The organism is Pseudomonas sp. G5(2012) (assembly GCF_000408945.1).
In the GTDB taxonomy this organism is placed as follows: Bacteria; Pseudomonadota; Gammaproteobacteria; order Pseudomonadales; family Pseudomonadaceae; genus Aquipseudomonas; species Aquipseudomonas umsongensis.
The window spans coordinates 26,693-52,787 of the sequence record NZ_APIO01000051.1; the positions used below are offsets into that span (position 1 = coordinate 26,693).

The window sequence follows — 26,095 nt, forward strand, 5'->3', positions numbered from 1 at the left end:
GTGGATGCAACAGGATGTGCCGCAACCTGAGGCTGCATTTGAAGATTCGGATCGGGTGATAGCGGAACGGGATCAGCCGGGAAGGGCAGGGCGCTGGGGCACGGTGTGGATCCTGATTGTTATTGGTCTGAGATGGAATGGTGCGGTGAATTAACTAGATAGTTCAATTGTGAGGGGTGAATTTTGGGCGATTATCGAACGAAAATGAATGGCGTTATTTCAGGCAGGAGGGAGAAGGGCGGTGGTGTTATTGGAAAATTCTTCGCTATAGATATCAGGTATATATTACTTTTTTGTTTGTCGCGCTGTCACTTATGACAGTTGTTTTGATCCTGATCAAGGAATACGCTCGCCTTTGTGGTTGTTGTGTTTTTAACTATTATTTAATAGAGGGCGTGGTCATGGGTATCGAAAAAGAAGAACAAGGCAAGGCTGCCATTAGTGGGGCGAAAGATCATAATCCGGGAGTCGGAGGAATTAGAACAACCATTAAAAAAGGTGATATAGAGCGTCGGATCAATTTTGGTGATATTGATTTTCTTTCCTGGACTCCTGGTAATTTTTTGCTGAAGGCCTCAAATTCAGGAGCGGGTGGTGAAGCGAATTTAGAGTTTGGTTCGAATCTGGATCTTTTAGTGGATACAGAATACGCAATCTCCTCAGATCCAGATGCAGTGGAGGCATATTGTGAAATTAAAGAGTTTATGGGTTTTGGATATTACACGTCAGGAAATATCACTTTTACGACCTTGATTGAAGCTGGAGGTGAATTAAAAGTAGCCGGTAAATTTGATTTTAAGATTGTAAATTCCGCAGATCCAACGGAAATCGTATATGTGCATTGCCCTGAGTTCGCTGTGAGTGCCAAGGTGCGCAAGTGATTGGCCTGTTGTAATCATGTGCCGATAAGTATTTTAACGAAAAAGGCTTCGCCGACTCGCTCTAGGTGGGCTGTATATTTTAATTGCTAGATAGCGTGGATGTGGAATGTGAATTTGAGGGGTTTACCGGCAGCTGTATGTCATTCGGCAAGTTATCAGGCTCAGATGCCGGCGATGTATATGATCTTTGGCCGCCATACCAATAAGCCCACCATCGGTGGGCTTATTGGTTTTACTACTATCAGAATAATTTCAACTTCGGCGCTTCTTCTTTTAGCGGCTCGTTCTTCGCCGTCTGTTCATTCCAGCCACCGCCCAGGGCCTTGTACAGGTTGACCTGGCTGACCAGTTGCGCCAGACGGTCGGTGATCAATGCCTGTTGGGCACTGAACAGCTGACGCTGGGCATCGAGGAAGGTCAGGTTGCTGTCGACACCGATGCGGTAACGACGCTCGGCCAGGCGGTAGTAGTCCTGGTTGGCGTTGACGAAGTCCTGCTGCGCCTGCAACTGCTGGACGTAGGTCTGGCGCGCGGCCAGGCCGTCGGCGACTTCCTGGAAGGCGGTCTGGATGGACTTCTCGTAGTTCGCCACGCCAATGTCTTTCTGGATTTTCGAATAATCCAGGCTGGCACGCAGGCTGCCGGCGTTGAAGATCGGCAGGTTGATCTGCGGCTGGAACAGCCAGGTGCCCGAGCCACCCTTGAACAGGCCGGACAGGTCCGGGCTGAGGGTCCCGGCGTTGGCCGTCAGGCTGATGCTCGGGAAGAACGCTGCCCGCGCCGCGCCGATGTTGGCGTTGGCGGCCTTGAGGTTGTACTCGGCCTGCAGGATGTCCGGGCGACGCTGCAGCAAGTCCGACGGCAGGCCAGGTGGCACTTCGGCCAGCAGGTCGTCGTTCAGTGGTTTAGCCGCTTGCAGGTTGGCCGGGATGCCGGTGCCAAGCAGCAGCACCAGGCTGTTTTCATCCTGGGCGACCTGACGGGTGTACTTGGCCAGTTGCGCACGGGCGTTTTCCACCGAGGTGCGCGATTGTGCCAGGTCCAGGGCCGATGCGACTCCCACTTCGTTGCTGCGCGCGGTGAGCTTGTAGCTCTCCTCGAACGCGGCGAGGGTGTCCTGGGTCAGCTTGAGCAGTTCCTTGTCGGCCTGCCAGGTCAGGTAGGCATTGGCCACGCTGGCCACCAGGCTGATCTGGGTGCTGCGCCGGCCTTCTTCGGTGGCGAAGTACTTCTGCAGGGCTTCTTCGTTCAGGCTGCGAATCCGACCGAACATATCCAGTTCATAGGCGCTGATGCCAACCGTGGCCGAGTAGGAACTGGTGATACCGGCCTCGCCGGTCTGCGAAGCGTCAGCCGGCAAGCGCTGGCGGCTGCCGGTACCGTTGGCCGAAACGGCCGGGAACAGATCGGCACGCGAGATGCGGTATTGAGCCGCAAAGGCGTCGATGTTCAACGCCGCGACACGCAGGTCGCGGTTGTTTTCCAGGGACAGCTGAATCAGCTGCTGCAGCGCCGGGTCATGGAAAAACTGCTTCCAGCCCTGCTCGGCAGCGGCCTGCGCCGGTGCCTGGGCTGGCGAATACGCCTGGCCCTGCGGGTATTGATCTGCCACCGGAGCGTCCGGACGCTGATAGTCAGGTATCAGCGAGCAGCCACCAAGCACGAATGCGGCGACGGCCAGGGAGAGTAGCGACTTGCTCATTAGCCAGCCTCTTTAGAAGTTTCAATGGCGTCTTGCTGGTCGACGTTTTTACGCTGACCCAGGGCCGACACGGTGACGAAGAACAGTGGGACCCAGAAGATCGCCAGAACGGTTGCGGTGATCATACCGCCAATCACGCCGGTACCGATGGCATGCTGGCTACCGGAACCTGCACCCGTGGATATCGCCAGGGGCACCACGCCGAGCACGAACGCGAGCGAGGTCATGATGATGGGTCGCAGACGCATGCGGCAGGCTTCGATGGCCGCCTCGCGCAGGCTGCGCCCTTGTTCGTGCAGTTCCTTGGCGAATTCGACAATCAGGATGGCGTTTTTCGCCGCCAGGCCGATGGTCGTCAACAAGCCCACCTGGAAGTACACGTCATTGGACAGGCCGCGCAGGCTGGTGGCCATCAGCGCACCGATGATCCCCAGCGGTACCACCAGCATGACCGCGATCGGAATCGACCAGCTTTCATAGAGGGCCGCCAGGCACAGGAACACCATCAGCAACGACAAGGCGTACAGCGCAGGCGCTTGCGAACCCGACAAACGTTCCTCGTAGGACAACCCGGTCCAGGAAATACCGACGCCGGCCGGCAGTTTCTTGGCGATGGCCTCGACTTCGGCCATGGCTTCACCGGTGGAGTAACCCGGTGCCGGGGCGCCGAGGACTTCCACCGCTTCCACGCCGTTGTAACGGGCCAGTTTCGGCGATCCGTAGATCCACTCACCCTTGGCGAACGCCGAGAACGGAACCATGGTGCCGACGCTGTTGCGCACGTACCACTTCTGCAAGTCCTCAGGGCTCATCCGCGCACCGGGCTGGCCTTGCACGTAAACCTTCTTCACCCGACCGCGGTCGATGAAGTCGTTGACGTAGCTACTGCCCAGGGCGATCGACAGGGTGTTGTTGATGTCGGCGATGGTAATGCCCAGGGCACTGGCCTTCTCGTCGTCGATTTCCAGCTGGTATTGCGGCTCATCGTTCAAGCCGTTCGGACGCACTTGAGTCAGGATCTTGCTTTGCGCCGCCATGCCGAGGAACTGGTTACGGGCTTCCATCAGCTTGTCGTGACCGATACCGGCGCGGTCCTGCAGGAACACGTCGAAACCGGTGGCGTTACCCAATTCCAGTACCGCCGGTGGCGCGAAGGCAAACACCATGGCGTCACGGAAGGTGAAGAAGTGCTGCTGGGCCCGGGCTGCAACCTTGAACACGCTGTTCTCGGCGTTACGGTCTTCCCATGGGCGCAGCATGATGAACGCCATGCCCGAGCTTTGGCCACGGCCGGCGAAGTTGAAGCCGGTCACGGTAAACACCGAATTCACCGCGTCGCCTTCACCGCCATCCTTGCCCGGACGCAGCAGGAATTCACGCATTTCGTCCACGACCACCTGGGTGCGCTGGGACGTTGATCCGGCGGGGGTCTGTACCTGGGCGAACAATACGCCCTGGTCTTCTTCCGGCAGGAACGCGGTTGGAATGCGGGTGAACAGCCAGATCATGCCAACGACGATGATGATATAGGCCAGCAGGTACGGCGCCTTGTGCGTCAGCATGCTGCCGACGCCACGCTCGTAGCTTTTGACACCACGGTCGAAGTTGCGGTTGAACCAGCCGAAGAAACCGCGTTTCGGGGTGTGGTGCTCGCCCTTGGGAATCGCCTTGAGCATGGTGGCGCAGAGCGCCGGCGTGAAGATCAGGGCCACCAGTACCGACAGGGCCATGGCCGAGACGATGGTGATCGAGAACTGCTTGTAGATCACACCGGTGGAGCCGCTGAAGAAGGCCATTGGCAACAGCACCGCCGACAGCACCAGGGCGATACCGACCAGTGCTCCCTGGATCTGCCCCATGGATTTCTTGGTCGCTTCCTTGGGCGACAGGCCTTCTTCGCTCATCACCCGTTCGACGTTTTCCACCACGACGATGGCATCGTCCACCAGCAAGCCGATGGCCAGCACCATACCGAACATGGTCAGGGTATTGATGCTGAAACCGGCTGCCGCGAGGATCCCGAATGTACCGAGCAATACCACCGGTACCGTCATCGTGGTGATGATGGTGGCGCGGAAGTTCTGCAGGAACAGGAACATCACCAGGAACACCAGCCCGACCGCTTCGACCAGGGTGTGAACCACGCCCTTGATCGATTCGGTCACCACCGGCGTGGTGTCGTACGGGAACACCACTTCCATCCCTTCGGGGAAGAACGGCTTAAGGTTGTCGATGGTCGTGCGCAGGGCCTTGGCGGTATCCAGGGCGTTGGCGCCAGTGGCCAGTTTCACGGCCAGGCCGGACGCCGGGGCGCCGTTGAACTGGGCGTTGATGCTGTAGTTCTCACCACCCAGGCCGACGCTGGCGACATCCCTGAGGCGAACCTGGGAGCCGTCCTTGTTGACCTTGAGCAGGATCTTTTCGAATTGCTCGGCGGTCTGCAGGCGGGTCTTGCCGATGATCGTCGCGTTCAGCTGCGTGCCGGGCAGGGCGGGCAGGCCGCCGAGCTGGCCGGACGAGACCTGGACGTTCTGTGCGGCGATGGCGGTTTTGACATCGATCGGGGTCAGGTTGAAGTTGTTCAACTTTGCCGGGTCGAGCCAGATGCGCATGGCGTACTGGGAGCCGAATACCTGGAAGTCGCCGACGCCGGCGGTCCGCGAGATCGGGTCCTGCATGTTGGACACGATGTAGTTGGACAGGTCGTCCTTGGTCATGCTGCCGTCACGCGACACTACGCCGATGACCAGCAGGAAGTTCTTCACTGCCTTGGTCACGCGGATACCTTGTTGCTGCACTTCCTGCGGCAACAGCGGGGTGGCCAGGTTCAGCTTGTTCTGGACCTGGACCTGCGCGGTATCGGAGTTGGTGCCTTGCTCGAAGGTCGCGGTAATGGTCATGGTGCCATCGGAGTTACTTTCCGAAGACACATAACGCAAATTGTCGATACCGTTTAGCTGCTGCTCGATCACCTGGACCACGGTGTCCTGCACGGTTTGCGCAGAAGCGCCCGGGTAGGTCACGGAAATGGCGATAGCCGGAGGTGCAATGCTCGGGTATTGGTTGATCGGCAACTTGAGGATCGATAGAGCCCCGACCAGCATGATCACCAGGGCGATTACCCAGGCGAAGATCGGACGGTCGATGAAGAATCTGGACATGGATTACTCCCCTTGGCCGCTGGAAGCCTGCTCAGCTGGCTTGGCGGGGGCCGGGTTTTTTGTGCCGACGTTGGTGGCGTCAGTGGGCTTGACTTCGATGCCCGGCTTGACGAATTGCAGGCCTTCGGTGATCAGGCGATCGCCGGCCTTCAGGCCGTCTTCGATCAGCCATTGGTTGCCGACGGTGCGGTTAGCCTTGAGCTGACGCAGTTCGACCTTGTTGTCGGGACCTACGACCAGCGCGGTCGGCATGCCTTTGAGGTCGCGGGTGACGCCTTGTTGCGGCGCCAGGATCGCGGCGCTGTTCACGCCTGCCTGCAACTGGGCGTGCACGAACATGCCCGGCAGAAGGGTGTGGTCAGGGTTCGGGAACACGGCGCGCAGGGTCACAGAGCCGGTGGTCTGGTCAACCGAGACCTCGGAGAACTCCAGCTTGCCGTCGAGCTTGTACTGGCTGCCATCCTCGAGGGTCAGTTTGACTTTCGCGGCGTTGTCGCCGGCTTTTTGCAGACGACCGCTTTCCAGTTCGCGGCGCAGCGTAAGCAGCTCGACCGAAGACTGGGTGACGTCGACGTAGATCGGGTCCAGCTGTTGGATCACCGCCATCGCTTCGGCCTGGCCGTTGCTGACCAGTGCACCTTCGGTGACCGACGAGCGACCGATCCGACCGGTCAACGGCGCATAGACCTTGGTGTAGCGCACGTTGATCTGGGCCGTTTGCAGTGCGGCTTCCGATTGCAGGCGATTGGCCACGGCGGTGTCGTATTCCTGGCGGCTCACGGCCTGTTCGTCGACCAGTTGCTTGTAGCGGTCAGAGATCGACTTGGTCGAACGCAAGTTGGCTTCGGCGCTTTTGAGCGTAGCGTCATAAACCGATGGATCGATCTGATACAGCTGCTGACCGGCCTTGACGTCGCCGCCTTCCTTGAAAAGACGCTTGAGAATGATGCCGTTGACCTGTGGGCGCACTTCGGCAATGCGGAATGCACTGGTGCGACCCGGCAGATCGGACGTCAACGTAAACGTTTGCGTCTGCAGAGTGACGACGCCGACCTGAGGCGGTGGTGCGGCCGGAGGGGCCTCTTCTTTTTTACATCCGCTGAGCAGCGATGCCAGGGCGACGGCGGCGACCAGAGCGGTAACAGCTGGCTTGAATTGCATGAAAATCCTCGGGTCAGGCGCGAAACAAACGCACAAGAAAAAATTGAAGGTTAAAAAGTGGGGGCCGAGTGGATAAGTAGCATGCTAAGGAATATACTTACGTTCATGGCTGTTTGTAAATACCTTGGTCACGTACCCATTCCGTTACAAACGCCGTCGCAAGGTTCGAATTGTAGGCCCGGGGACGATACCCAAGAGCACTCGCCCCGCTTTTATTCAGCTGATATCCAGACATCGCTGAAGCATCCTGATTGAGGTTGTACTGCCATGGTCCGTCGTACCAAAGAGGAAGCTCAAGAAACCCGCAGCCAGATAATTGAGGCGGCAGAAAAAGCCTTTTTTGAAAGGGGCGTGGCGCGCACGACACTGGCGGATATCGCGACCCTGGCCGGCGTCACTCGTGGGGCTATCTACTGGCATTTCAGCAACAAGGCGGATCTGGTGCAGGCCATGCTCGACACCCTGCACGAGCCTCTGGATGAAATGGCCAAGGCCAGCGTAGACGCGGACGAACTCGACCCCTTGGGCTGCATGCGCAAGCTGTTGATTCATTTGTTTCATCAAGTTGCTTTGGACCCGAAAACCCGACGCATCAACGAAATTCTGTTTCATAAGTGCGAGTTCACCGATGAAATGTGCGACCTGCGCCTTCAGCGTGTGGCGGCCAGCCTGGACTGCAATGTACAGATCGACCTGGCCTTGAGTAACGCCGTGAATCGCGGGCAATTGCCGGAAAACCTCGACACGGCTCGCGCGGCCATCAGCCTGCATGCCTATATCGATGGCATCCTGTACCAGTGGCTGCTGGCGCCCGACAGTTTTCAACTGCACCTTGACGCAGAGCGTTGGGTTGAAACCGGGTTGGACATGCTGCGCTTGAGCCCCAGTCTGCGCAAATGAAACAATATGTAGAATTGGAGGCGAGCGCTGATCCTTCAGCGCTCGTCTGTTCGCGATGGCATGCTTTTATATACGTACGCGTGCCAGGTTGAAAGGTAGCGAGTTTCGTATTTTGTAGGGAATTTGTGTCGTGGGTAGTAAGGCAGGCTCAGACGCAGAGGTGAACACTCGCGTGACAAATGCCCTGGCTGACCACGCTTGTCGAACCGGCGGATTGGCCACCATCAGCCCAGGATGATTTCTACCTCGAAGTCGAAGGGCGCCTCATCACCCATTCGAGTGGTTGTGGTCGAGCACTTGATACTGGATGAGCCAATCGACGTGACGGTGTTTTTTACACTTGGCCTGAGCGTTGGCGTATGAACGCCAAATGACGTATTCATGATCATGCCCAGATCGAAGCGGACTCCGATATGATTATCGACGAAGTCTATAAACTGATTGAACATGATTTTGTTTTTAGGCCAGGGGTAGGCATAACTATAGTCAAAGTCGCATTTAAATGCAGTTTGTCCTTGGGTGGGCGTCTGGAACGATTCGCGCTCTGCCTTGCTCATGGGTAAGCTGGTCTGGGCAATACCGAATGTATGAGACGTGTTATTGATGATTTTGACAATCACACGCGTATGTTTTGGACCCCTTTTCTGATTTCGCCATTGTTCGATTTTTTGATTCAGCGCGTTCGTATATTCCGCTTCTTCCAGCAAATCAATCAGCTCCACCTTGGCCTTGCCTACCAGATCGTCCAGCATGGCCTGGTATTCCTCGCTGAGCAGGTGCGGCGAAAGCTGGTAAAGAATACCGATAGAGGTAGCTTTAAAGAACGCGAACAATTGGTCGTAGGGTTGGTTAACTTCGTTGTCAGTGTCTTCACTGGTGTTCATGTCGATTCCTTTCGATAAAGTGAGTTTTGTCTTAGTTATGAGGAGTACAGCTGTCTGTGGAAAATTTATTATCTGTATTGGTGGTGCGTGCCGGAAGAGGTGGATGATGTCTGGATGTGTGTTGAATGCTTTTTTAGTGTGCTCGAAAGTTATTTTAATAAAAAAGCCCCGGCGCTTTCGAGTCGGGGCTTTTGCGTTTCAAGCTATGAAACTTACAGCGTCGGGTAGTCGATGTATCCCACCGGGCCCTTGGCGTAGAACAGCTCCGGACGAGCCTCGTTGAGCGGCGTATCCGCTTTCAGGCGCGCCGGCAAGTCCGGGTTGGCAATGAATGGCACACCGAAGGCGACTGCATCAGCCTTGCCGCTCGCCAGCCAGGCATTGGCGCTGTCCTTGGTAAAGCGTTCGTTGATGATGTACGGGCCACCGAAGGCTTCCTTGATTTGCGGTCCCAGGCTGTCGGCGCCTTCTTTTTCGCGCGAGCAGATGAAGGCGATGCCGCGTTTGCCCAGTTCGCGAGCGACGTAGGTGAAGGTTTCGGCCAGGTTGTCGTCACCCATGTCATGGGAGTCGGCGCGAGGTGCCAGGTGCACACCGACACGGCCGGCGCCCCAGACCTCGATCGCGGCATCGGTCACTTCCAGCAACAGCCGGGCACGGTTTTCCACGGAACCGCCGTATTGGTCGGTGCGCTGGTTGGTGCTGCTTTGCAGGAACTGGTCGAGCAGGTAGCCGTTGGCGCCGTGGATTTCCACGCCATCAAAACCGGCGGCCTTGGCGTTTTCGGCACCCACGCGGTAAGCGTCGACGATGTCGGCGATTTCAGCGGTTTCCAGCGCGCGGGGCGTTGGGTAATCGGCCAGCGGACGCACCAGGCTGACGTGGCCTTTAGGCTGGATGGCGCTTGGGGCGACCGGTTTTTCGCCATTCAGGTACGACTCGTGGGACACCCGGCCGACGTGCCACAGTTGCAGGAAGATCTTGCCGCCCGCGCCGTGGATCGCCTTGGTGACGTTGGTCCAGCCGCGCACCTGGTCGTTGGACCAGATGCCCGGGGTGTCCGGGTAGCCGACGCCCATCGGGGTGACCGAAGTGGCTTCGCTGAGGATCAGGCCAGCCGAAGCGCGTTGTACGTAATATTCGGCCATCAACGCGCTGGGCACACGGCCTTCGTCGGCGCGGCAGCGGGTCAGCGGGGCCATGATGATGCGGTTGGCCAGCTCGAGGTCGCCCAGTTTGATCGGATCGAAAATAGTCGTCATGAAATAGCTCTCTTGTGAAGATCAGTTGGTAACGGGGGCCAGTTCGGGGTCACCGCTCTGACGGAAAGTGATCAGGGTCGCCAGCAGGGCGAGTACCGCGAGGGCCGCTGCCGCGAGAGGCACGCTGGTCAGGCCGAAACCGTGGGCGATGACGCTGCCACCGACCCAGGCGCCCAATGCGTTGCCGACGTTGAAGGCGCCGATGTTCAGGGTCGAGACCAGGTTCGGTGCCGCCTTGCCGTAGGTCACCACGTTGACTTGCAGGGCAGGCACGGCGGCGAAACACGCGGTGGCCCAGAGGAACAGGGTGATTTCGGTCGGGATCAGCGCGACGCTGGTCCAGGTCAGTACGGTGGAGACCACGGCCATGGCGATGAAGACGCCGATCAGGGTTGCCGCCAGGCCTTTGTCCGCCAGCTTGCCACCGATGATGTTGCCGACGGTCAAACCCAGGCCGATGAGCATCAAGGTCCAGGTCACGCCACGGGGCGAGACACCGGTGACTTCGCCCAGCAGTGGCGCTACGTAAGTGAACAGGGTGAATACAGAGGCGGCGAACAGTGCCGTCATGCTCAGGGACAACCAGATACCGGCGCCTTTGAGGGCGCGCAATTCGGCGCGCATGTCGAGTTTTTCTTCATCGCGGTTGGCCGGCAGGAAGCGGATCAGGCCGATCAATGCGATTACGCCGATCACGGTCACCGCCCAGAAAGTCGAGCGCCAGCCGGCCTGTTGGCCGAGCGCGGTGCCCAGCGGTACGCCGAGGACGTTGGCCAGGGTCAGGCCGGTGAACATCAAGGCCACGGCCGAGGCGCGCTTGTTGGCGGGCACCAGGCCTGCCGCCACCACCGAACCGATGCCGAAGAACGCACCATGGCACAGGGCGGTCACCACTCGGGCAAACATCAGCACGTTGTAGTCACTGGCTACCGCGCAAAGCAGGTTACCGACAATGAAAATGCCCATCAACGCTACCAGGGCGGCCTTGCGCGGCAGCCGGGCGGTGGCCAGTGCCATGAATGGCGCACCAATGGCCACGCCCAAGGCGTAACCGGTTACCAGCCAGCCGGCACCGGGGATCGACACACCGAGGTCGGCCGCCACATCGGGCAGCAAGCCCATGATGACGAACTCGGTGGTGCCGATGGCGAAGGCGCTTAACGCCAATATGAGTAGCGAGAGGGGCATGGGTGGATTCCTTGTCGGCTGGCTGACGTAAAGGGTCAGAGCTCTTTGCTGAAGACTTTGAGGAACTCCTGGATGGTTTCCTCGTTACGTTTGAAAAAGTGCCACTGGCCGACCTTGCGGCTGCTGATCAGGCCGGCGCGTTGCAGGGTCGCCAGGTGTGCCGACACCGTGGACTGCGACAGGCCGCAACGTTGATCGATCTGCCCGGCGCAAACGCCGTGCTCGTTACTGTGGGACTGGTCGGGGAATTCGACGGTCGGGTCTTTGAGCCAGTGCAGGATGTCTCGCCGTACTGGGTGCGCCAGGGCTTTTATTATTTCGTCGAGGTCAAGGTTCATGGTCGGGGGCTCGTGATTAGTAAAACGCTATATCGCGATGAAGCGAACTTTAAATCGGTATTTCGCGATATACCAATATGATTTCGATCTGATGACCGAGTAAATCGATATATCGGGTTATAACGATACGAGGATTGTATAGGGTCAAGGGCACAGTGCTAAGCTGCGCCCATGAACTATCTCGCACATCTTCACCTCGGTGGCCATCGTCCCGGTCAATTGCTCGGCAGTCTCTATGGCGATTTCGTCAAGGGACGGCTGCAGGGGCAGTTCGATCCGGAAATCGAAACGGCCATCCAGCTGCATCGCAGCATCGACGTATTTACCGATCGCCATCCGCTGGTGGATGTCGCGTTGTCGAGGTTTTCCCTGACGCGCCGGCGTTATGCCGGAATCGTGCTTGATGTATTTTTTGATCATTGCCTGGCCCGGGACTGGACGCTGTACGCGGATCAGCCGCTGGAACTGTTCACCTCGGACGTGTACCGGGTGTTGTCCGCCCAACCTGAACTGCCGGATCGCCTGGCGACAATCGCGCCGCACATGGTGGCCCATGACTGGTTGGGGTCTTATCGGGAATTCGAAGTGCTGGAGCAGGTATTGCGGGGGATTTCTCGACGCTTGACCCGACCGGAGGAACTGGCGGCGGCGATGCAGGAGTTGCGCGTGTTGTATGAGCCGTTGAGCGAGGATTTCCGGTTGTTCTATCCGCAGCTGCAGGATTTTGCCCAAAACCAGCCAACACCATAAAGCTATTGTGGGAGCGGGCTTGCTCGCGAATGCGGTGTGTCAGCCGGCATAGATGTCCACTGACACACCGTATTCGCGAGCAAGCCCGCTCCCACAGGAGATCTATGTTTATGCCGCGATAGCGGGTCGCATCGGGGCTTGCCGGGGTTCCGGAATGGCCCCAAACAATGCCTTCTGCACCGCCTGCTGCGCTTCGAACGCCAGCGCAGCACGTTCGCGGCCTTCGCATGGGATCGGCTTGAGCAGATGAATCTCCACCGCGCCGCGGTCGTTGGCAAACAAGCGCATCAGGTGCGACAGCAAATCATCATCGCCAATGAACGGTGCCAGTGTGTCGGGCTCACCGTTGCGCACATAACGAATCGCCACCGGTTGCAGTTTCACCTCGGAGTCGATCGCCGCCGACAGAAGGCGACCGTGAAAGGTGCGCAGCGAACGGCCATCGGTAGTCGTGCCTTCCGGGAACATCAGCAGCGGATGTGCCTGTTGCAGGTGGCGCGTCATCTGTTTGCGGATCAACTGGCTGTCACCCGAACCGCGACGGATAAACAGGCTGCCGGCCTTGGCCGCCAACCAGCCCGCCACCGGCCAGGTGCGCACTTCGGCCTTGGACAGGAACGACAGCGGCGTGAGCATTCCCAACAGCGGGATGTCGGTCCAGGACACGTGGTTGCTGACCCAGAGCATTGGCGTCTTGGGCAACTCACCGTGCAGGGTCACGTCGAAGGGCAAGGAGTTGCTCAGGCGTGCCATGAAAAACCGCGACCAGCGCTGGCGGCGTTCCATCGAGTGAGCCAGCCCCAGGCGTTCGAACATACCGAATACGCTGGCCATGCTCAGGCCGAGCGCGACCACCAGAAGCACCCGGGCGATTCGCGCGTACACGCGCAAGCGACTCATCAGACAGCCGCCTTGAAGTGTTTGGCGTAACGCGGGCAGAGTTCGTCGCGCTTGAGCAGGATGAACACATCGGCCACCTGGAAATCTTCGTCCCAGCACGGCTCGCCGCAGATCTTCGCGCCCAGGCGCATGTAGGCCTTGAGCAGTGGCGGCATTTCGGCGATCACGTTCGAGGGAATGTCCAGGGTGGGCAGCGGCTTTTTCGGTTCCGCCCGCAAGTGTTCGGTGCACAGGTAGCGTTCACGCAGGCGCTGCATGATTGCGTGGGCCTGGATCCCGCCGTCCTGCATCGGAATGCTTGCGCAACCCATCAAGTAACTGTATCCGCCCTGGTTCAGGACTTCGGCCAGTTCGCCCCAGAGCACGGCGATGGTACCGCCATTGCGGTAGGCCGGGTCGACGCAGGTGCGACCGATTTCCAGGATCGGGCCTTTGAGGTGAACGAGCCCGTGCAGGCTGAATTCTTCTTCGCTGTAGAATTTGCCCAGGCTGCTGGCGGCGGTATGGTCGAGCAGCCGGGTGGTCGCCACCAGGCGCCCGGTGTTCAGGTCACGCACGCCGATGTGAACGCAGTGAACATCATAGTCGTCCATGTCCAGACCCAATTCCGCGCCCTTGAGCTTGGCGTTGAACTCGCCGCTGAACACGTTGAAGCGCAGGGCCTGGGCTTCCTGCAAAGCCTCGGCGCCGACCAGGCGTTCGGCTTGCAGGCGGCGTTCGTTGCCGGTGTCGCTGATGCGTGCGATCTGAGTCATGGCGAATCTCCGTGCGGGCTGCTCACCCGTCTTGGGGTTACAGCGAATCGACTTTCTTTATCCAGCCGTGTTGTGCAAAGTCAGGCTATGTAGCCCCGGTGTCATCGCCGTTAAGCTTTGGTGATGCTTGTATGACAGCCCACAAGGAGCCTCTTATGCCCTGGCAAACCCTGTTGAACCGCCACGCTCGCTTGCCCGCCAATCCGGATCTGGGCGAGGGGTTCGCAACGTTGTTGCAGCAGCTGGGTAACGTCGCCCCGTTTGAACTGGCCGTGGTCGGTGCACGCTTGATGGCGACGCCGGGGCTGGCGTTCCTGGTGGGCTATCAGGCGGCGATGCGCATGCTTTGGCCAAGCGCGCCGTTGAGCCTTGGCGCACTGTGCGCGACCGAGCAACGCAGCCTGCGGGTGGCTGACATGCAAACCCGTCTGCACGATTTGCGCTTGAGCGGACGCAAGGATTTCGTCACTGCAGGCGATGCCGCCGACTGGCTGCTGATTGCCGCCCGCAGCGAACAGCAAGGCGAAGCTCCGCGCCTGAGCCTGGCGGTGGTCTACCCCGATGAACCGGGCGTGCGGGTGGAAAAACTGCCGCCGATTCCGTTGATGCCGGACATCAGCCATGGCCGGCTATTTCTCGACAATGCATTGTGCGAATTGCTCGCGGGGGATGGCTGGGATGCGTACGTCAAGCCATTCCGGACCCTGGAAGACATCTATGTCTTGAGTGCCATGACCGCCTGGCTGTACGGCGTTGGCCAGGACAGTGACTGGCCGCAAGCCTTGCAGTTGCGCTTGCTGGCGCTGCTGGCCGGGTGTGCGGAGGTCAGTCGACATCCCCCCGTCAGTCCGGCGGGGCATGTGTTGCTCGGTGGTCTGTTTGCGCAGTTCGAGGGGCTCAAGGGTGAGATCAACGCAGCGCTGGCCGAGGGCCCGCCACAGTGGGCGGCGATGTGGCAGCGCGATCAGGCGGTACTGGATCTGGCGGCCGGGGCCAGGGGCAAGCGGTTGGCCAAGGCACTATCCGGATCTTCGCTGAATTGACTGACGCCTTCGCGAGCAAGCCCGCTCCCACATTTGATCGCAATCATTCTGGGAACCCGGTTAAATGTGGGAGCGGGCTTGCTCGCGAAAGCGGTCGCAGTAACAACACAAATCCCGGAACTGTCATCAACCTCGACTAGGCTCAGCAGGTTCATCGCCACGAGCCCCCGCCATGCCCAAAGGCCTGTTCCTGTTTTTCATGCTGTTGCTCAGTCTCCCGGCCCACGCTGAAGACTGGCCCACTGAGCAATGGCCCACAGGGCCAGCCATCACCGGTCCGGCGCTTCAAGCACTAGAGGCATATGCCTTCCCACCCCGCGACGACACCACCCGCCGAGGCATTCGCAGCGACGCCTTGCTCGTCATCCGCGACGGCCAGTTGATCTACGAACGCTACGCCGGCCCGACCAATGCCCAGACGCCGCATCTCACCTGGTCCATCAGCAAAAGCCTGATGGCCACGGTCCTCGGCGTAGCTTATGGCGATGGCCGGTTCAGGCTCGAGGACCCGGTGGCCAAATTTTACCCGCCACTGGAAAAACACCCGGACCTGACCATGGCCGACCTGCTGCACTGGGCCTCCGGCATCGACTGGCAGGAAGACTACGAATACGCACCGTTGAAGTCGTCGGTGGTGGCCATGCTCTACACCCGTGGTCACTCGGACATGGCTGCCTTCACGGCCGATCACCACTCGTACGCAGCAGCGGGGCAGGCGTTTCGCTATTCCAGTGGCGACACCAATCTACTGTCCGCCGCGCTGAAAAACATCGTTGGTGCAGAGCGCTACCCGAACTATCCGTGGAGTGCGTTGTTCGAGCCATTGGGCATTCGTAGCGCGGTTTGGGAAACCGACGCCACGGGAACGTTCGTCGCCTCTTCCTATGCCTACCTCACCGCCCGGGATCTGGCCCGCATCGGTCTGTTGATGGCGCGGGACGGTTGCTGGGGCGATAAACAACTGCTACCCAAAGGCTGGGTTGTTTTCAATCGCGAGCCCTTCATTGGCTATCGCGCCAATCAGGATGAGGCGGTTCCCGGCGGCCACTGGTGGCTCAATCGTGCAACAGGCGGTGGCGCCCGACCCTGGCCCGATGCACCTGCCGACACCTTCGCTGCGCTGGGCCACTGGGGGCAGGCGATGTACGTGATTCCTGGCGCGAACCTGGTGATCGTCCGCTACGGCGATGATCGCGACGGCAGCTATCGGCACAATGAATTGCTCAGGCTTGCGCTTGAGGCGTTTGCCGGGAGTGAGCAGCCATGAGCAGCTTCATTCGTCGCCGTCCTTTCAGTGCGCTGCTGCTGGTCCTGTTGCTCGCCTTGGTAGGCTGGGTCTGGCATGAGCGAGTGGCGCTGATGGCGTTCCCCGACATCATCAGTGCATACACTGCGAAAGAATATTGCTCATGCCGCTACGTGATGGGTAACGATACCGAGTATTGCCTCAGCTATGTAAAGCAGTGGTTGCCCACCAGCGGTTTTTACGATGACGCCCCCAACAAGCGCATCACCGTCAGCGGCATGGGGCGCACTAATCGTGCAGCCTGGATCGGTGAACGCCAGGGCTGCCGCTTGAACCCCTGACGCCACACACAACACCCGTGGGAGCGAGCCTGCTCGCGAAAGCGTCGGCAGACTCAACGCAAGCAGTGGGACTGGTAGAGCATTCGCGAGCAGGCTCGCTCCCACAGGGTATTGGGCGAATTTCAATTGATCGGCCACCCAGGTTCCATCCAGTGGAACCACATTCGATTGTCCTCGTGCGTGACTCGCGGTTATCTGGTGGCGAACGCGACCTGCCGTTGATACGTCGCGCAATCACAGCGAACAAAAAGAACGGGAATACACCCGGCCCGAGGACATTCGACATGACCCGACATCAGCACATCCTTGCCTGGCTCAACGACGTCGCCAGCGACCTGCATGCCACCCGACAGGATATCCACGCCCATCCGGAACTCGGTTTCGAGGAAAGTCGCACCTCGGCGCTGGTCGCCAGGTCTCTCGAAGAGTGGGGCTACGAGGTTCACACAGGTATCGGCAAGACCGGCGTAGTCGGCGTCCTGCGCAACGGCAGCAGCCCGCGCAAGTTGGGGATACGGGCCGACATGGATGCACTGCCGATCATCGAGAACACCGGGGCGGCCTACAGCAGCCGGCATCAGGGCTGCATGCATGCCTGTGGACACGATGGACACACCGCGATGTTGTTGGGCGCGGCGCGCTATCTGGCGGCGACTCGCCAGTTCGATGGCACGCTGACCCTGATATTCCAGCCAGCCGAAGAAGGCCAGGGCGGCGCCGAAGCGATGCTCGCCGATGGCCTGCTCGAACGTTTCCCTTGCGACGCACTGTTCGGCATGCACAACATGCCGGGCTTGCCAGCGGGGCACCTGGGGTTTCGCGAAGGGCCGATGATGGCTTCGCAGGATTTGCTCACCGTGACCCTCGAAGGCGTCGGCGGGCACGGCTCAATGCCGCATCTGGCGGTCGACCCATTGGTGGCGGCGGCCAGCGTGGTCATGGCCCTGCAAACCGTGGTCGCGCGCAACATCGATGCGCAGCAGGCGGCGGTGGTGACGGTCGGTGCATTGCAAGCCGGGGAGGCGGCCAACGTCATCCCCCAGCAGGCGATCCTGCGCCTGAGCCTGCGCGCGCTGAACGCCCAGGTGCGTGAGCAGACCCTCGACCGAGTGCGCGCGATCATCCAATCCCAGGCGCAAAGCTTCGGTTGCAGTTCGAAAATCGAACACCGTCCGGCTTACCCGGTACTGGTCAACCACGCCGCCGAAACCGAATTCGCCCGGCAAGTCGGCGTCGAGCTGGTCGGTACCGATGCCGTCGATGGCAACACCCCAAAACTGATGGGCAGCGAGGACTTCGCCTGGATGCTGCAACGCTGCCCCGGCGCCTACCTGTTCATCGGCAACGGCGTGTCGCGGCCGATGGTGCACAACCCCGCCTACGACTTCAACGACGACATCCTGCTGACCGGGGCTGCGTATTGGGGCGCGCTGACCGAGAGCTGGCTCAAGCCGGCCTGACCCTTTCACTTTCTACTGCCGCTGGACCGGGCGCGTCGAGTCGCGCCCGGCATCACCCAACAGGTTATTGGAGAGTTCCCCATGCACACTTCGAGCACAGGTGTTTCGCGCACCCGGCAGGTGGTCGCTGCCGTGATCGGCAACGCGCTGGAATGGTATGACTTCATTGTTTACGGCTTTCTGGCGAGCATCATTGCCCGACAGTTTTTTCCGTCCGAAGACGAATATGCGTCGTTACTGATGGCCCTGGCGACGTTCGGCGTCGGGTTTTTCATGCGCCCCGTGGGCGGCATCCTGCTAGGCATGTATTCGGACCGCAAAGGCCGCAAGGCGGCGATGCAGATGATTATCCGCTTGATGACCGTGTCGATCGCGCTGATCGCCTTCGCGCCGAACTACGCCGCTATCGGCATGGGCGCCCCGTTGTTGATCGTAGTGGCGCGGATGCTCCAGGGTTTTGCCACCGGCGGCGAATACGCCAGTGCCACGGCGTTCCTGGTGGAAAGCGCGCCAGCGCACCGCAAGGGGTTGTACGGTTCGTGGCAGTTGGTGGGGCAATGCCTGGCGGTGTTTTCCGGGGCAGGGATGGTGGCGTTGTTCACCCATCTGCTGACCCCCGAAGCCCTGGACAGCTGGGGCTGGAGGGTTCCGTTCATGATCGGCCTGTTGATCGGCCCGGTCGGCCTGTGGATTCGCAAGCACATGGAGGAACCGGAAGAATTCCTCGAGGCACGCAAACAAGCCAAAGGCGCGAGCCCGGGTTTGCTGCAAGTGATCCGCGAACATCGCCGCGCCATCCTGGTGTCGATGGGCCTGGCGTGCGGCGCGACGGTGTCGTTCTACGTGGTGCTGGTGAACATGCCGACCTTCGCCCACAAAAACCTCGGTTTGCCGCTGGATCAGGTGCTGCTGGTGCAAATGCTCGCGGTGGCGGTGATGACCGTGGTGATTCCGCTGTCTGGCGCATTGTCGGACCGTCTTGGTCGCCGTCCGGTGTTGATGGCTTTCACCCTGGCATTTTTCCTGATGGTGTATCCGCTGTACGTGTGGGTCGCGGCGGCGCCCTCGGTGGAGCGCTTGCTGGTGATGCAACTGTTGTTGTGCAGTTCGATTGGCGGCTTCTTTGGTCCGGCACCGACGGCGCTGGCCGAGCAGTTTCCGATTGAAGTGCGCTCCACTGGCGTGTCGGTGGCCTATAACGTTGCGGTCATGGTGTTCGGCGGTTTTGCTCCGCTGATCGTCACCTGGCTGAGCAAAGTGTTGGCGACACCGGTGGCGCCTTCGTTCTACGTGTTGTTCGCTTGCGTGCTGACGCTGTTGGGCACTTACTGCATGCAGGAAGCACCACGGGCAAAGCGATCCGTTGCACTTGAACTTGGGGTGAAACCTTGAACATGAATCCGATTGTTGAAATGGACGCCGATGCATTGTCCCGCGTTATCCACGGGCGGCAGGTGTCCTGTCGTGAAGTGATGCAGGCCTATCTGGCGCAGATCGAGCGCTTCAATCCGCAGGTCAATGCGCTGGTGTCGCTGCGACCTGCCGAGGAGCTGCTGGCTGAGGCCGATGCCTGCGACCGGCAACTGGACCAGGGCCAGTCCCGGGGCTGGATGCACGGCATGCCGCAAGCGGTCAAGGACCTGGCGGCCACCGCCGGGTTGCGCACGAGCATGGGATCAACGCTGTTCGCCGAACACATTCCACAGCACGACGCCATCAGTGTGGCGCGGGTTCGTGATTGCGGCGCGATCATCATCGGCAAGTCCAACGTGCCGGAATTCGGCCTCGGCTCGCAGACCTACAACAGCGTGTTCGGTACCACCACCAATGCCTACGACCCGACGTTGATTGCCGGTGGCAGCAGCGGCGGGGCGGCGGTGGCGCTGGCGTTGCGCATGCTGCCGGTAGCCGACGGCAGTGACATGATGGGCTCGCTGCGCAACCCGGCGGCGTTCAATAACGTGTTTGGTTTGCGTCCGTCCCAGGGCCGCGTGCCGCATGGCCCGCAGCCGGAGGTGTTTGTCCAGCAACTGGCCACCGAGGGGCCGATGGGCCGCACCGTCACCGATGTCGCGCGTTTGCTCGGGACCCAGGCCGGGTACGACCCTCGCGTGCCATTGTCATTGACTCAGTGCCCGCAGGTTTTCCATCAGTCGCTTGCGCGAGACTTCGGCGAGGTCCGCGTGGGTTGGCTGGGCGACTACAACGGTTATCTGCCGATGGAGCCTGGCGTAATGAGCCTGTGCGAGTCGGCGCTGCAGGACTTTGCGAGCCTGGGCTGCAAGGTCGAAGCCTGTCAGCCGGATTTCTCCATGGAACGCCTGTGGCAGACTTGGTTGGTGCACCGTCACTGGCTGGTGCACGGCAGTCTCGGCGCGTTGTATGCCGACCCGCGCAAGCGCGAACAACTCAAGCCCGAAGCCCAGTGGGAAATCGAGGGTGGCCTGCGCCTGATTGCGGCCGATGTCTATCAAGCCTCGGTCAGCCGCAGCGAGTGGTATCGCGCCTTGAACGAATTGTTCGAACGTTACGATTTCCTGCTGCTGCCCACCGCCCAAGTGTTCCCTTTTGATGCACAAACCCCTTGGCCGCGGGTGGTCGGCGGGCAAGATATGGACACCTATCACCGCTGGATGGAAGTGGTGATAGGTCCGACCCTGGCAGGTTTGCCAAGCATGAACGTGCCGGTGGGATTCAACCCGGCCGGACTGCCGATGGGCCTGCAAATCATTGGCCCGGCCCAGGCTGACCTTGCGGTTTTGCAGCTGGCTTACGCCCATGAGCAGCTAACGCAATGGGTTACGCGTCGGCCACCCGGTTGTCTGCAAACTGCGTAGAACCTTCGGGCAGGCCCGCATCTTGCTGTGCTTTTTAATAAAAAGAGAGCAGCGATCATCCGATCCGGGCTTAGGGATATCGAATCCATGGAAAACAAGGCAGAAACCGGCAGCGTACGTTCCGTCGAGCGCGCTTTGGCGATCGTCGAGTTGCTGGGTGAGCATCAGGCATTGGGCCTGGAGGAGTTGCACTATTTGACCCGCCTGCCCAAGGCCACGGTGTCGCGCATGTTGCTGACGTTGCAGGAGCAGGGCTGGATCTATCGCGGCTTGAGCGACCGGCGCTACCGTTTGTGTGCCAAGCGCCTGTTCGGTGACAGTCGGCAACGCTTCAAGCGGCGGCTGGTGGAAAGCGCCGCGCCGCTGTTGCTGGAGTTATGCGAACGCACCGGCTTGGTGGCGGACCTGTCGTGCTTCGATGGCGAACGGGTGGAGGTGATGGAAAGTGCGATCCCCTCGGTGCTGCGCAAACGCTATCCGAACAACTGCCAGATCGTCGGCCAGCATGCCAGCCTGTTTCATTCGGCCATGGGACGGGCCTGCCTCGGTGAACTGGAACGTCATGAGGTAGAGCGCCTGGCCGAGCGTGAACGGGTGAGCGACGAATCTCTGTTCAGCGCCACCGAACAGGCATTGCAGCAAGGTTTCGGCCAGCGCACCGAAGGCTACTGGGAATACCCGGTGCGCCTGCCCTTCCTGATTCGTGCGGTGGCCTTGCCGATTCACACCGATGGTCGGCTGGTCGGCAGCATGGCGTTGCACTGGCCGATGGACCAGGCGCCGGTGGAGCGGGTGTTGAGCCTGCACCTCAATAGCCTGGCGGCCACGATTGGCGATGTGCAGCAGGCGATGGCTTGATTGACGCCTAACCTGTAGGAGCGAGCCTGCTCGCGATGGTCGTTAACGATAACGCGGGGTTGCAGGATAAACGTGGTGCTCTTGAGTCCATCGCGAGCATGCTCGCTCCTACAAGTTTGCAATTGGCTCGTGGGCAGTTAAGGTTCAGCACAGGTTTATCTGCCCCCACGAGTTTTTATGTTCAAGCGGTCTGTCACCCAAACCCTCGCCTGCCTGCTATTGGCCGGCGCTTCGCTGTCGGCCCAGGCTAACTGGTATCTGGACGGCGAATCCTCGCGGCTGTCGTTCGTCAGCACCAAAAACGCCAATGTTTCCGAAGTGCAGCGCTTTTTGGTGTTACACGGCAAAGTCGATCCCAACGGCAAGGCCGAGGTAGAAGTCGAGCTCGAATCGGTCAACAGCGGCATTCCCCTGCGCGACGAACGCATGCGCAAGGAGCTGTTCGAAATCCAGACCTTTGCCGAAGCGCTGATCACCACGCAAATCGATCTGCGGCCGATCAACGATCTCGCGCCCGGTGCGCAACTGGAATTGCGCCTGCCGCTGACCGTTGACTTGCACGGCAAGCAACACACCTACAACGCCGAACTGCTGGCTACCCGGCTCGATGACCGGCGTTTCCAGGTGGTGACGCTGGAGCCGGTGGTGATCAATGCCCAGGACTTCGATCTGGCGCCGGGCCTGGAAGCGCTGCGCAAGGTTGCCGACCTGTCGGCCATCAGTCTGTCGGTGCCGGTGGGTGCGGTACTGATCTTCACGGCGCGTTGACATGGCCGGCCCGATCTTTCCCTGGCGTGAAGGCAATCGCTTCGAGTTGCTGGTCGATGGCCCGCAATTCTTCCCACGCATGCTGGTGGCGATTGCCCGCGCCGAAGAACAGGTCGAGCTGGAACTGTACCTGGTGGAGGCGGGCGCTTGCGCCGAAGCCATGGTCCAGGCACTGGTCCAGGCCGCCGAACGCGGTGTGCGGGTGCGCTGCCTGTTCGATGATTACGGCAGCCTCGCCTTTACCCTGACCCTGCGCCATCGACTCATGGCCGCCGGCGTCGAACTGCGCTTCTACAATCGCTTGAGCTGGCGGCGCTGGGTTGGCAATTTCTACCGCGATCACCGCAAGCTGCTGCTGGTGGACCAGAGCATGGCCGTGGTCGGCGGTACCGGTGTAACCGACGAGTTCTGGACGCCAAACGAGGACGTCAGCGAGTGGCACGAGGTGATGGTGGAAATAACCGGCCCGCTGGTGCTCGACTGGCAATTGCTGTTCGATCGCCAATGGATCGCCAACCGCCATCGTCGCGCCTGGCGACCGGCCTCGCATTTCGGTCTTCCGCGCTTGCCCCGTGTGCCGGCCATGGGCGAGGGCATGGGCCGGGTCGCCTATGCCGACGCCCGCCAGCACCGAGACATCCTGCAATCGCTGATTCGTGCATTGAACAGCGGGCAGAAGCGGATCTGGCTGGCGACCCCGTATTTCCTGCCGACCTGGAAAGTCCGCCGTTCACTGCGCCGCGCGGCCTCCCGCGGGGTCGATGTGCGGCTGCTGTTGACCGGGCCACGCACCGATCACCCGTCGGTGCGGTACGCCGGGCATCGCTACTACCCGCGACTGCTCAAGTCCGGGGTGAAGATTTTCGAGTACCAGCCGTGTTTCCTGCATCTGAAAATGGTCCTGATCGATGACTGGGTGAGCATCGGCTCGTGCAATTTCGACCACTGGAATTTGCGTTTCAACCTGGAAGCCAATCTTGAAGCGCTGGACCCTGGATTGACCCGTGACGTGGTGGCGAGCTTTGTGAAGGACTTCTCGCTAAGCCAGGAAGTCAGCCTGGAGGCATGGCAACGCCGACCGCTGTGGAAGCGGATCAAGCAGCGGGCTTGGGGGTGGGTGGACCGGCTGGTGGTGAATCTGCTGGATCGACGGGGATAGTCGTTTCACCACAAACCAAATGTGGGAGCGGGCTTGCTCGCGAAGACGGTCTGTCAGTCGACATCATCGTCGTTTGACAGTCCGTCTTCGCGAGCAAGCCCGCTCCCACAGTGGTTTTGTGTTGCTTCAGGGGTTAGAGCAATTCGAAGCTCTGCTGCGTCACGTCCTGGGAGTCCAGGCCGATCTGCACGTTGAACTTGCCCGGCTCCGCTGCGTACTTGAGCTGGGTGTTGTAAAACTTCAGGTCATCCTCGGTGATGGTGAAGTGCACGACTTTCTGCTCACCGGCCTTGAGCATGACTTTCTGGAAGTTCTTCAGCTCCTTGATCGGGCGGATCATCGAACCGGTTTCGTCCTGGATATACAGCTGCACCACGGTTTCGCCGTCACGCTTGCCGGTGTTTTTCACCGTGATGCTGGCGTCGAGCTTGCCGGTCTTGTTCAGGGTGGTCGACGACAGCGCCATATCCGACAGGCTGAAATCGGTGTAGCTCAGGCCGTAGCCGAACGGGTAAAGGGGCCCGGTGGTGTCATCGAAATATTGCGAGGTGTAATTGCCCGGTTTGCCCGGAGTGAACGGCCGGCCAATGGTCAGGTGGTTGTAGTAGGTCGGAATCTGGCCTACCGAGCGCGGGATGGTGATCGGCAGTTTGCCCGACGGGTTGTAGTCGCCGAACAACACGTCGGCGATGGCGTTGCCGCCCTCGGTGCCGCTGAACCAGGTTTCCAGGATCGCGTCAGCCTGTTCCTTCTCTTCAAGAATCGACAGCGGGCGGCCGTTCATCAGCACCAGCACCAGTGGTTTGCCGGTGGCCTTCAGGGCACGGATCAGCTCGCGCTGATTTTCCGGGATGTTCAGATCGGTGCGGCTCGACGATTCGTGGGACATGCCACGGGACTCGCCGACGGCGGCAACGACAACATCGGCATCCTTGGCGGCTTTCACCGCTTCGTCGATCAGCACATTGGTCGGACGCGGGTCATCCACCACTTCCGGCGCGTCAAAGTTCAGGAAGTTCAGGTAGCCGAGGATTTTCGGATCGCTGGTGATGTTGGCGCCACGGGCGTAGATCAGTGTCGATTTATCACCCAGGGCGTTAGTCATGCCGTCGAACAGGGTCACCGATTGCGCAGGGCGACCGGCGGCGGCCCAACTGCCCATCATGTCGATCGGCGCCTTGGCGAGCGGGCCGACCAGGGCGATTTTCGCGGTTTTCTTCAGCGGCAGGGTTTCGTTCTGGTTCTTCAGCAACACCAGGCTGCGACGGGCCACATCTCGGGCCTCGGCACGGTGCAGACGGCTGTCGGCGTAGGTGTCGGCCGGATCGTCCTCGGCCTTGCCGATGCGCAGGTACGGGTCCTTGAACAGGCCCATGTCGTACTTGGCGTCCAGCACCGCACGCACGGCGTTGTCGATGTCGCTCTGCTGGATCTCGCCGGCCTTGAGCAGCCCCGGCAGTTCCTTGCCGTACAGGGTGTCGTTCATGCTCATGTGGATGCCGGCCTTGATCGCCAGCTTCGCCGCCTCACGACCATCGCGAGCGACACCATGCTTGATCAGCTCGAAAATCGCTCCGTGATCGCTGACCGCCAGGCCCTTGAAGCCCCATTCCTTGCGCAACAGGTCGTTCATCAGCCAGGTGTTGGCGGTGGCCGGCACGCCATTGACCGAGTTCAGCGCGACCATGACCCCGCCAGCGCCGGCGTCAATCGCGGCGCGGTAAGGCGGCAGGTAGTCCTGGTACATCTTGACCGGGCTCATGTCGACCACGTTGTAGTCGCGACCGCCTTCGACTGCGCCATAGAGGGCGAAGTGCTTGACGCTGGCCATGATGCTGTCGGCAGCGTTCGCGCCCGTGCCCTGGAACGCCTTGACCATCACCCCGGCAATGCGTGACACCAGGTAAGTGTCCTCGCCGAAGCCCTCGGAAGTACGGCCCCAGCGCGGGTCGCGGGAGATGTCGACCATGGGCGCGAAGGTGATGTCGAGGCTATCGGCCGCGGCTTCCTTGGCGGCAATGCGCCCGGACAGGCCGATGGCGTCCATGTCCCAGCTCGAGGCCAGGGCCAGCGGGATCGGGAAAATGGTGCGGTGGCCGTGGATCACGTCGTAGGCGAAGAACATCGGGATCTTCAGGCGGCTGCGCATGGCCGCGTCCTGCATCGGACGGTTTTCCGGGCGGGTGATCGAGTTGAACGTACCGCCGATGTTGCCTGCCGCGATTTCCTTGCGAATCAACTCCCGGGGCATTTCCGGGCCGATGCTGATCAGGCGCAACTGGCCGATTTTTTCATCGAGGGTCATCTGCTTCATCAGGTTACTGACGAAAGCGTCCTTGTTCTCCAGGGGTGCGGGCGTCGTGGCGGCCAGTGCGTCATGACTGGCCAGGCTGACGAACAGGCCCAGCAAACACAGCTTCTTCATGAATAGTTTTCTCAAGGGCCCAAGCGGCGATGTAAATGCCGGCCAGCCAAAATTTAGGGAGCGACTATTGTTGTTC

Annotated in this window: 22 protein-coding genes; 12 read left to right on the forward strand and 10 right to left on the reverse strand. The window is 60.3% G+C overall.

The genetic code is table 11. The features are described from left to right. The first annotated feature begins 401 nt into the window (after positions 1 to 401). On the forward strand, positions 402 to 881 hold the full coding sequence (locus tag PG5_RS16960) for a hypothetical protein (RefSeq protein WP_042955458.1): 480 nt from the start codon (positions 402 to 404) through the stop codon (positions 879 to 881). Positions 882 to 1,122: 241 nt separating this feature from the next. On the opposite strand, the gene emhC is transcribed toward PG5_RS16960, so the two are convergent. Genes emhC through PG5_RS16975 form a run of 3 tightly spaced genes read right to left on the reverse strand, consistent with a single transcriptional unit; the run spans position 1,123 to position 6,905 of the window. Continuing rightward, positions 1,123 to 2,583 (reverse strand): efflux RND transporter outer membrane subunit EmhC, encoded by a 1,461-nt coding sequence (gene emhC / locus PG5_RS16965; RefSeq protein WP_020798352.1) that lies wholly within the window; start codon positions 2,581 to 2,583, stop codon positions 1,123 to 1,125. Further along, positions 2,583 to 5,744 carry an efflux RND transporter permease subunit EmhB gene (gene emhB / locus PG5_RS16970; protein ID WP_020798353.1) on the reverse strand — a complete coding sequence of 1,054 codons (3,162 nt, stop codon included), beginning with the start codon at positions 5,742 to 5,744 and terminating at the stop codon, positions 2,583 to 2,585. The genes emhC and emhB overlap by 1 nt, the downstream gene beginning before the upstream one ends. Before the next feature lie 3 nt (positions 5,745 to 5,747). After that, a complete protein-coding gene (locus PG5_RS16975; protein WP_020798354.1) occupies positions 5,748 to 6,905 on the reverse strand; it encodes an efflux RND transporter periplasmic adaptor subunit in 1,158 nt (385 codons plus the stop codon). 267 nt (positions 6,906 to 7,172) lie between these two features. On the opposite strand from PG5_RS16975, the gene emhR reads away from it, so the two are divergent. After that, entirely contained in the window at positions 7,173 to 7,805 is a 633-nt protein-coding gene (gene emhR, locus PG5_RS16980) for an efflux system transcriptional repressor EmhR (protein ID WP_020798355.1), read from the forward strand. Positions 7,806 to 8,029: 224 nt separating this feature from the next. On the opposite strand, the gene PG5_RS16985 is transcribed toward emhR, so the two are convergent. From PG5_RS16985 to PG5_RS17000, 4 genes are all read right to left on the reverse strand, one after another. Continuing rightward, positions 8,030 to 8,689 (reverse strand): hypothetical protein, encoded by a 660-nt coding sequence (locus tag PG5_RS16985; RefSeq protein WP_020798356.1) that lies wholly within the window; start codon positions 8,687 to 8,689, stop codon positions 8,030 to 8,032. A gap of 212 nt (positions 8,690 to 8,901) precedes the next feature. Beyond that, complete coding sequence (locus PG5_RS16990) at positions 8,902 to 9,951, reverse strand: alkene reductase (protein WP_020798358.1); 1,050 nt, start codon at positions 9,949 to 9,951, stop codon at positions 8,902 to 8,904. 21 nt (positions 9,952 to 9,972) lie between these two features. Next, the gene (locus PG5_RS16995; RefSeq protein ID WP_020798359.1) at positions 9,973 to 11,139 is read right to left on the reverse strand and encodes an MFS transporter; all 1,167 of its coding nucleotides are present in this window, start codon (positions 11,137 to 11,139) and stop codon (positions 9,973 to 9,975) included. Positions 11,140 to 11,174: 35 nt separating this feature from the next. Continuing rightward, entirely contained in the window at positions 11,175 to 11,477 is a 303-nt protein-coding gene (locus PG5_RS17000; RefSeq protein WP_008056907.1) for a helix-turn-helix transcriptional regulator, read from the reverse strand. Between the two features lie 171 nt (positions 11,478 to 11,648). Here PG5_RS17000 and PG5_RS17005 point away from each other — a divergent pair, with 171 nt between their 5' ends. Continuing rightward, positions 11,649 to 12,227: an ACP phosphodiesterase gene (locus tag PG5_RS17005; RefSeq protein WP_020798360.1), complete on the forward strand. Its 579-nt coding sequence runs from the start codon at positions 11,649 to 11,651 to the stop codon at positions 12,225 to 12,227. Positions 12,228 to 12,335: 108 nt separating this feature from the next. Here PG5_RS17005 and PG5_RS17010 read toward each other — a convergent pair whose 3' ends face one another. Together PG5_RS17010 and olsB are read right to left on the reverse strand one after the other, a co-directional pair. Then, on the reverse strand, positions 12,336 to 13,127 hold the full coding sequence (locus tag PG5_RS17010; protein WP_020798361.1) for a lysophospholipid acyltransferase family protein: 792 nt from the start codon (positions 13,125 to 13,127) through the stop codon (positions 12,336 to 12,338). Further along, positions 13,127 to 13,882, reverse strand: coding sequence for an L-ornithine N(alpha)-acyltransferase (gene olsB, locus PG5_RS17015; protein ID WP_020798362.1), 756 nt, complete (start codon positions 13,880 to 13,882; stop codon positions 13,127 to 13,129). Before olsB ends, PG5_RS17010 begins: the two co-directional genes overlap by 1 nt. A 155-nt stretch (positions 13,883 to 14,037) precedes the next feature. Here olsB and PG5_RS17020 point away from each other — a divergent pair, with 155 nt between their 5' ends. The 9 genes from PG5_RS17020 (at position 14,038) to PG5_RS17060 (ending at position 23,594) form a co-directional block, all read left to right on the forward strand. Beyond that, complete coding sequence (locus PG5_RS17020) at positions 14,038 to 14,925, forward strand: acyl-CoA dehydrogenase family protein (RefSeq protein WP_020798363.1); 888 nt, start codon at positions 14,038 to 14,040, stop codon at positions 14,923 to 14,925. A gap of 172 nt (positions 14,926 to 15,097) precedes the next feature. After that, positions 15,098 to 16,192, forward strand: coding sequence for a serine hydrolase (locus tag PG5_RS17025; RefSeq protein ID WP_020798364.1), 1,095 nt, complete (start codon positions 15,098 to 15,100; stop codon positions 16,190 to 16,192). Beyond that, positions 16,189 to 16,512 carry a hypothetical protein gene (locus PG5_RS17030; RefSeq protein ID WP_020798365.1) on the forward strand — a complete coding sequence of 108 codons (324 nt, stop codon included), beginning with the start codon at positions 16,189 to 16,191 and terminating at the stop codon, positions 16,510 to 16,512. The genes PG5_RS17025 and PG5_RS17030 overlap by 4 nt, the downstream gene beginning before the upstream one ends. A 284-nt stretch (positions 16,513 to 16,796) precedes the next feature. Then, the gene (locus PG5_RS17035; protein WP_020798366.1) at positions 16,797 to 17,972 is read left to right on the forward strand and encodes a M20 aminoacylase family protein; all 1,176 of its coding nucleotides are present in this window, start codon (positions 16,797 to 16,799) and stop codon (positions 17,970 to 17,972) included. An 81-nt stretch (positions 17,973 to 18,053) separates the two neighbouring features. Continuing rightward, complete coding sequence (locus tag PG5_RS17040; RefSeq protein ID WP_020798367.1) at positions 18,054 to 19,364, forward strand: citrate-proton symporter; 1,311 nt, start codon at positions 18,054 to 18,056, stop codon at positions 19,362 to 19,364. Positions 19,365 to 19,366: 2 nt separating this feature from the next. Further along, positions 19,367 to 20,809, forward strand: coding sequence for an amidase (locus PG5_RS17045; RefSeq protein ID WP_020798368.1), 1,443 nt, complete (start codon positions 19,367 to 19,369; stop codon positions 20,807 to 20,809). Positions 20,810 to 20,896: 87 nt separating this feature from the next. Next, positions 20,897 to 21,667: an IclR family transcriptional regulator gene (locus tag PG5_RS17050; protein ID WP_020798369.1), complete on the forward strand. Its 771-nt coding sequence runs from the start codon at positions 20,897 to 20,899 to the stop codon at positions 21,665 to 21,667. Positions 21,668 to 21,844: 177 nt separating this feature from the next. Beyond that, a complete protein-coding gene (locus tag PG5_RS17055) occupies positions 21,845 to 22,435 on the forward strand; it encodes a YceI family protein (RefSeq protein ID WP_020798370.1) in 591 nt (196 codons plus the stop codon). Position 22,436: 1 nt separating this feature from the next. Continuing rightward, entirely contained in the window at positions 22,437 to 23,594 is a 1,158-nt protein-coding gene (locus tag PG5_RS17060; protein ID WP_020798371.1) for a phosphatidylserine/phosphatidylglycerophosphate/cardiolipin synthase family protein, read from the forward strand. Positions 23,595 to 23,727: 133 nt separating this feature from the next. Here PG5_RS17060 and bglX read toward each other — a convergent pair whose 3' ends face one another. Then, positions 23,728 to 26,019 (reverse strand): beta-glucosidase BglX, encoded by a 2,292-nt coding sequence (bglX, locus tag PG5_RS17065; RefSeq protein ID WP_020798372.1) that lies wholly within the window; start codon positions 26,017 to 26,019, stop codon positions 23,728 to 23,730. Between the last annotated feature and the right edge of the window lie 76 nt (positions 26,020 to 26,095).

Coding starts and splice junctions, on each gene's coding strand:
- PG5_RS16960 (WP_042955458.1), top strand. CDS start 402: ATGGGTATCGAAAAAGAAGAACAAGGCAAGGCTGCCATTAGTGGGGCG.
- emhC (WP_020798352.1), bottom strand. CDS start 2,583: ATGAGCAAGTCGCTACTCTCCCTGGCCGTCGCCGCATTCGTGCTTGGT.
- emhB (WP_020798353.1), bottom strand. CDS start 5,744: ATGTCCAGATTCTTCATCGACCGTCCGATCTTCGCCTGGGTAATCGCC.
- PG5_RS16975 (WP_020798354.1), bottom strand. CDS start 6,905: ATGCAATTCAAGCCAGCTGTTACCGCTCTGGTCGCCGCCGTCGCCCTG.
- emhR (WP_020798355.1), top strand. CDS start 7,173: ATGGTCCGTCGTACCAAAGAGGAAGCTCAAGAAACCCGCAGCCAGATA.
- PG5_RS16985 (WP_020798356.1), bottom strand. CDS start 8,689: ATGAACACCAGTGAAGACACTGACAACGAAGTTAACCAACCCTACGAC.
- PG5_RS16990 (WP_020798358.1), bottom strand. CDS start 9,951: ATGACGACTATTTTCGATCCGATCAAACTGGGCGACCTCGAGCTGGCC.
- PG5_RS16995 (WP_020798359.1), bottom strand. CDS start 11,139: ATGCCCCTCTCGCTACTCATATTGGCGTTAAGCGCCTTCGCCATCGGC.
- PG5_RS17000 (WP_008056907.1), bottom strand. CDS start 11,477: ATGAACCTTGACCTCGACGAAATAATAAAAGCCCTGGCGCACCCAGTA.
- PG5_RS17005 (WP_020798360.1), top strand. CDS start 11,649: ATGAACTATCTCGCACATCTTCACCTCGGTGGCCATCGTCCCGGTCAA.
- PG5_RS17010 (WP_020798361.1), bottom strand. CDS start 13,127: ATGAGTCGCTTGCGCGTGTACGCGCGAATCGCCCGGGTGCTTCTGGTG.
- olsB (WP_020798362.1), bottom strand. CDS start 13,882: ATGACTCAGATCGCACGCATCAGCGACACCGGCAACGAACGCCGCCTG.
- PG5_RS17020 (WP_020798363.1), top strand. CDS start 14,038: ATGCCCTGGCAAACCCTGTTGAACCGCCACGCTCGCTTGCCCGCCAAT.
- PG5_RS17025 (WP_020798364.1), top strand. CDS start 15,098: ATGCCCAAAGGCCTGTTCCTGTTTTTCATGCTGTTGCTCAGTCTCCCG.
- PG5_RS17030 (WP_020798365.1), top strand. CDS start 16,189: ATGAGCAGCTTCATTCGTCGCCGTCCTTTCAGTGCGCTGCTGCTGGTC.
- PG5_RS17035 (WP_020798366.1), top strand. CDS start 16,797: ATGACCCGACATCAGCACATCCTTGCCTGGCTCAACGACGTCGCCAGC.
- PG5_RS17040 (WP_020798367.1), top strand. CDS start 18,054: ATGCACACTTCGAGCACAGGTGTTTCGCGCACCCGGCAGGTGGTCGCT.
- PG5_RS17045 (WP_020798368.1), top strand. CDS start 19,367: ATGAATCCGATTGTTGAAATGGACGCCGATGCATTGTCCCGCGTTATC.
- PG5_RS17050 (WP_020798369.1), top strand. CDS start 20,897: ATGGAAAACAAGGCAGAAACCGGCAGCGTACGTTCCGTCGAGCGCGCT.
- PG5_RS17055 (WP_020798370.1), top strand. CDS start 21,845: ATGTTCAAGCGGTCTGTCACCCAAACCCTCGCCTGCCTGCTATTGGCC.
- PG5_RS17060 (WP_020798371.1), top strand. CDS start 22,437: ATGGCCGGCCCGATCTTTCCCTGGCGTGAAGGCAATCGCTTCGAGTTG.
- bglX (WP_020798372.1), bottom strand. CDS start 26,019: ATGAAGAAGCTGTGTTTGCTGGGCCTGTTCGTCAGCCTGGCCAGTCAT.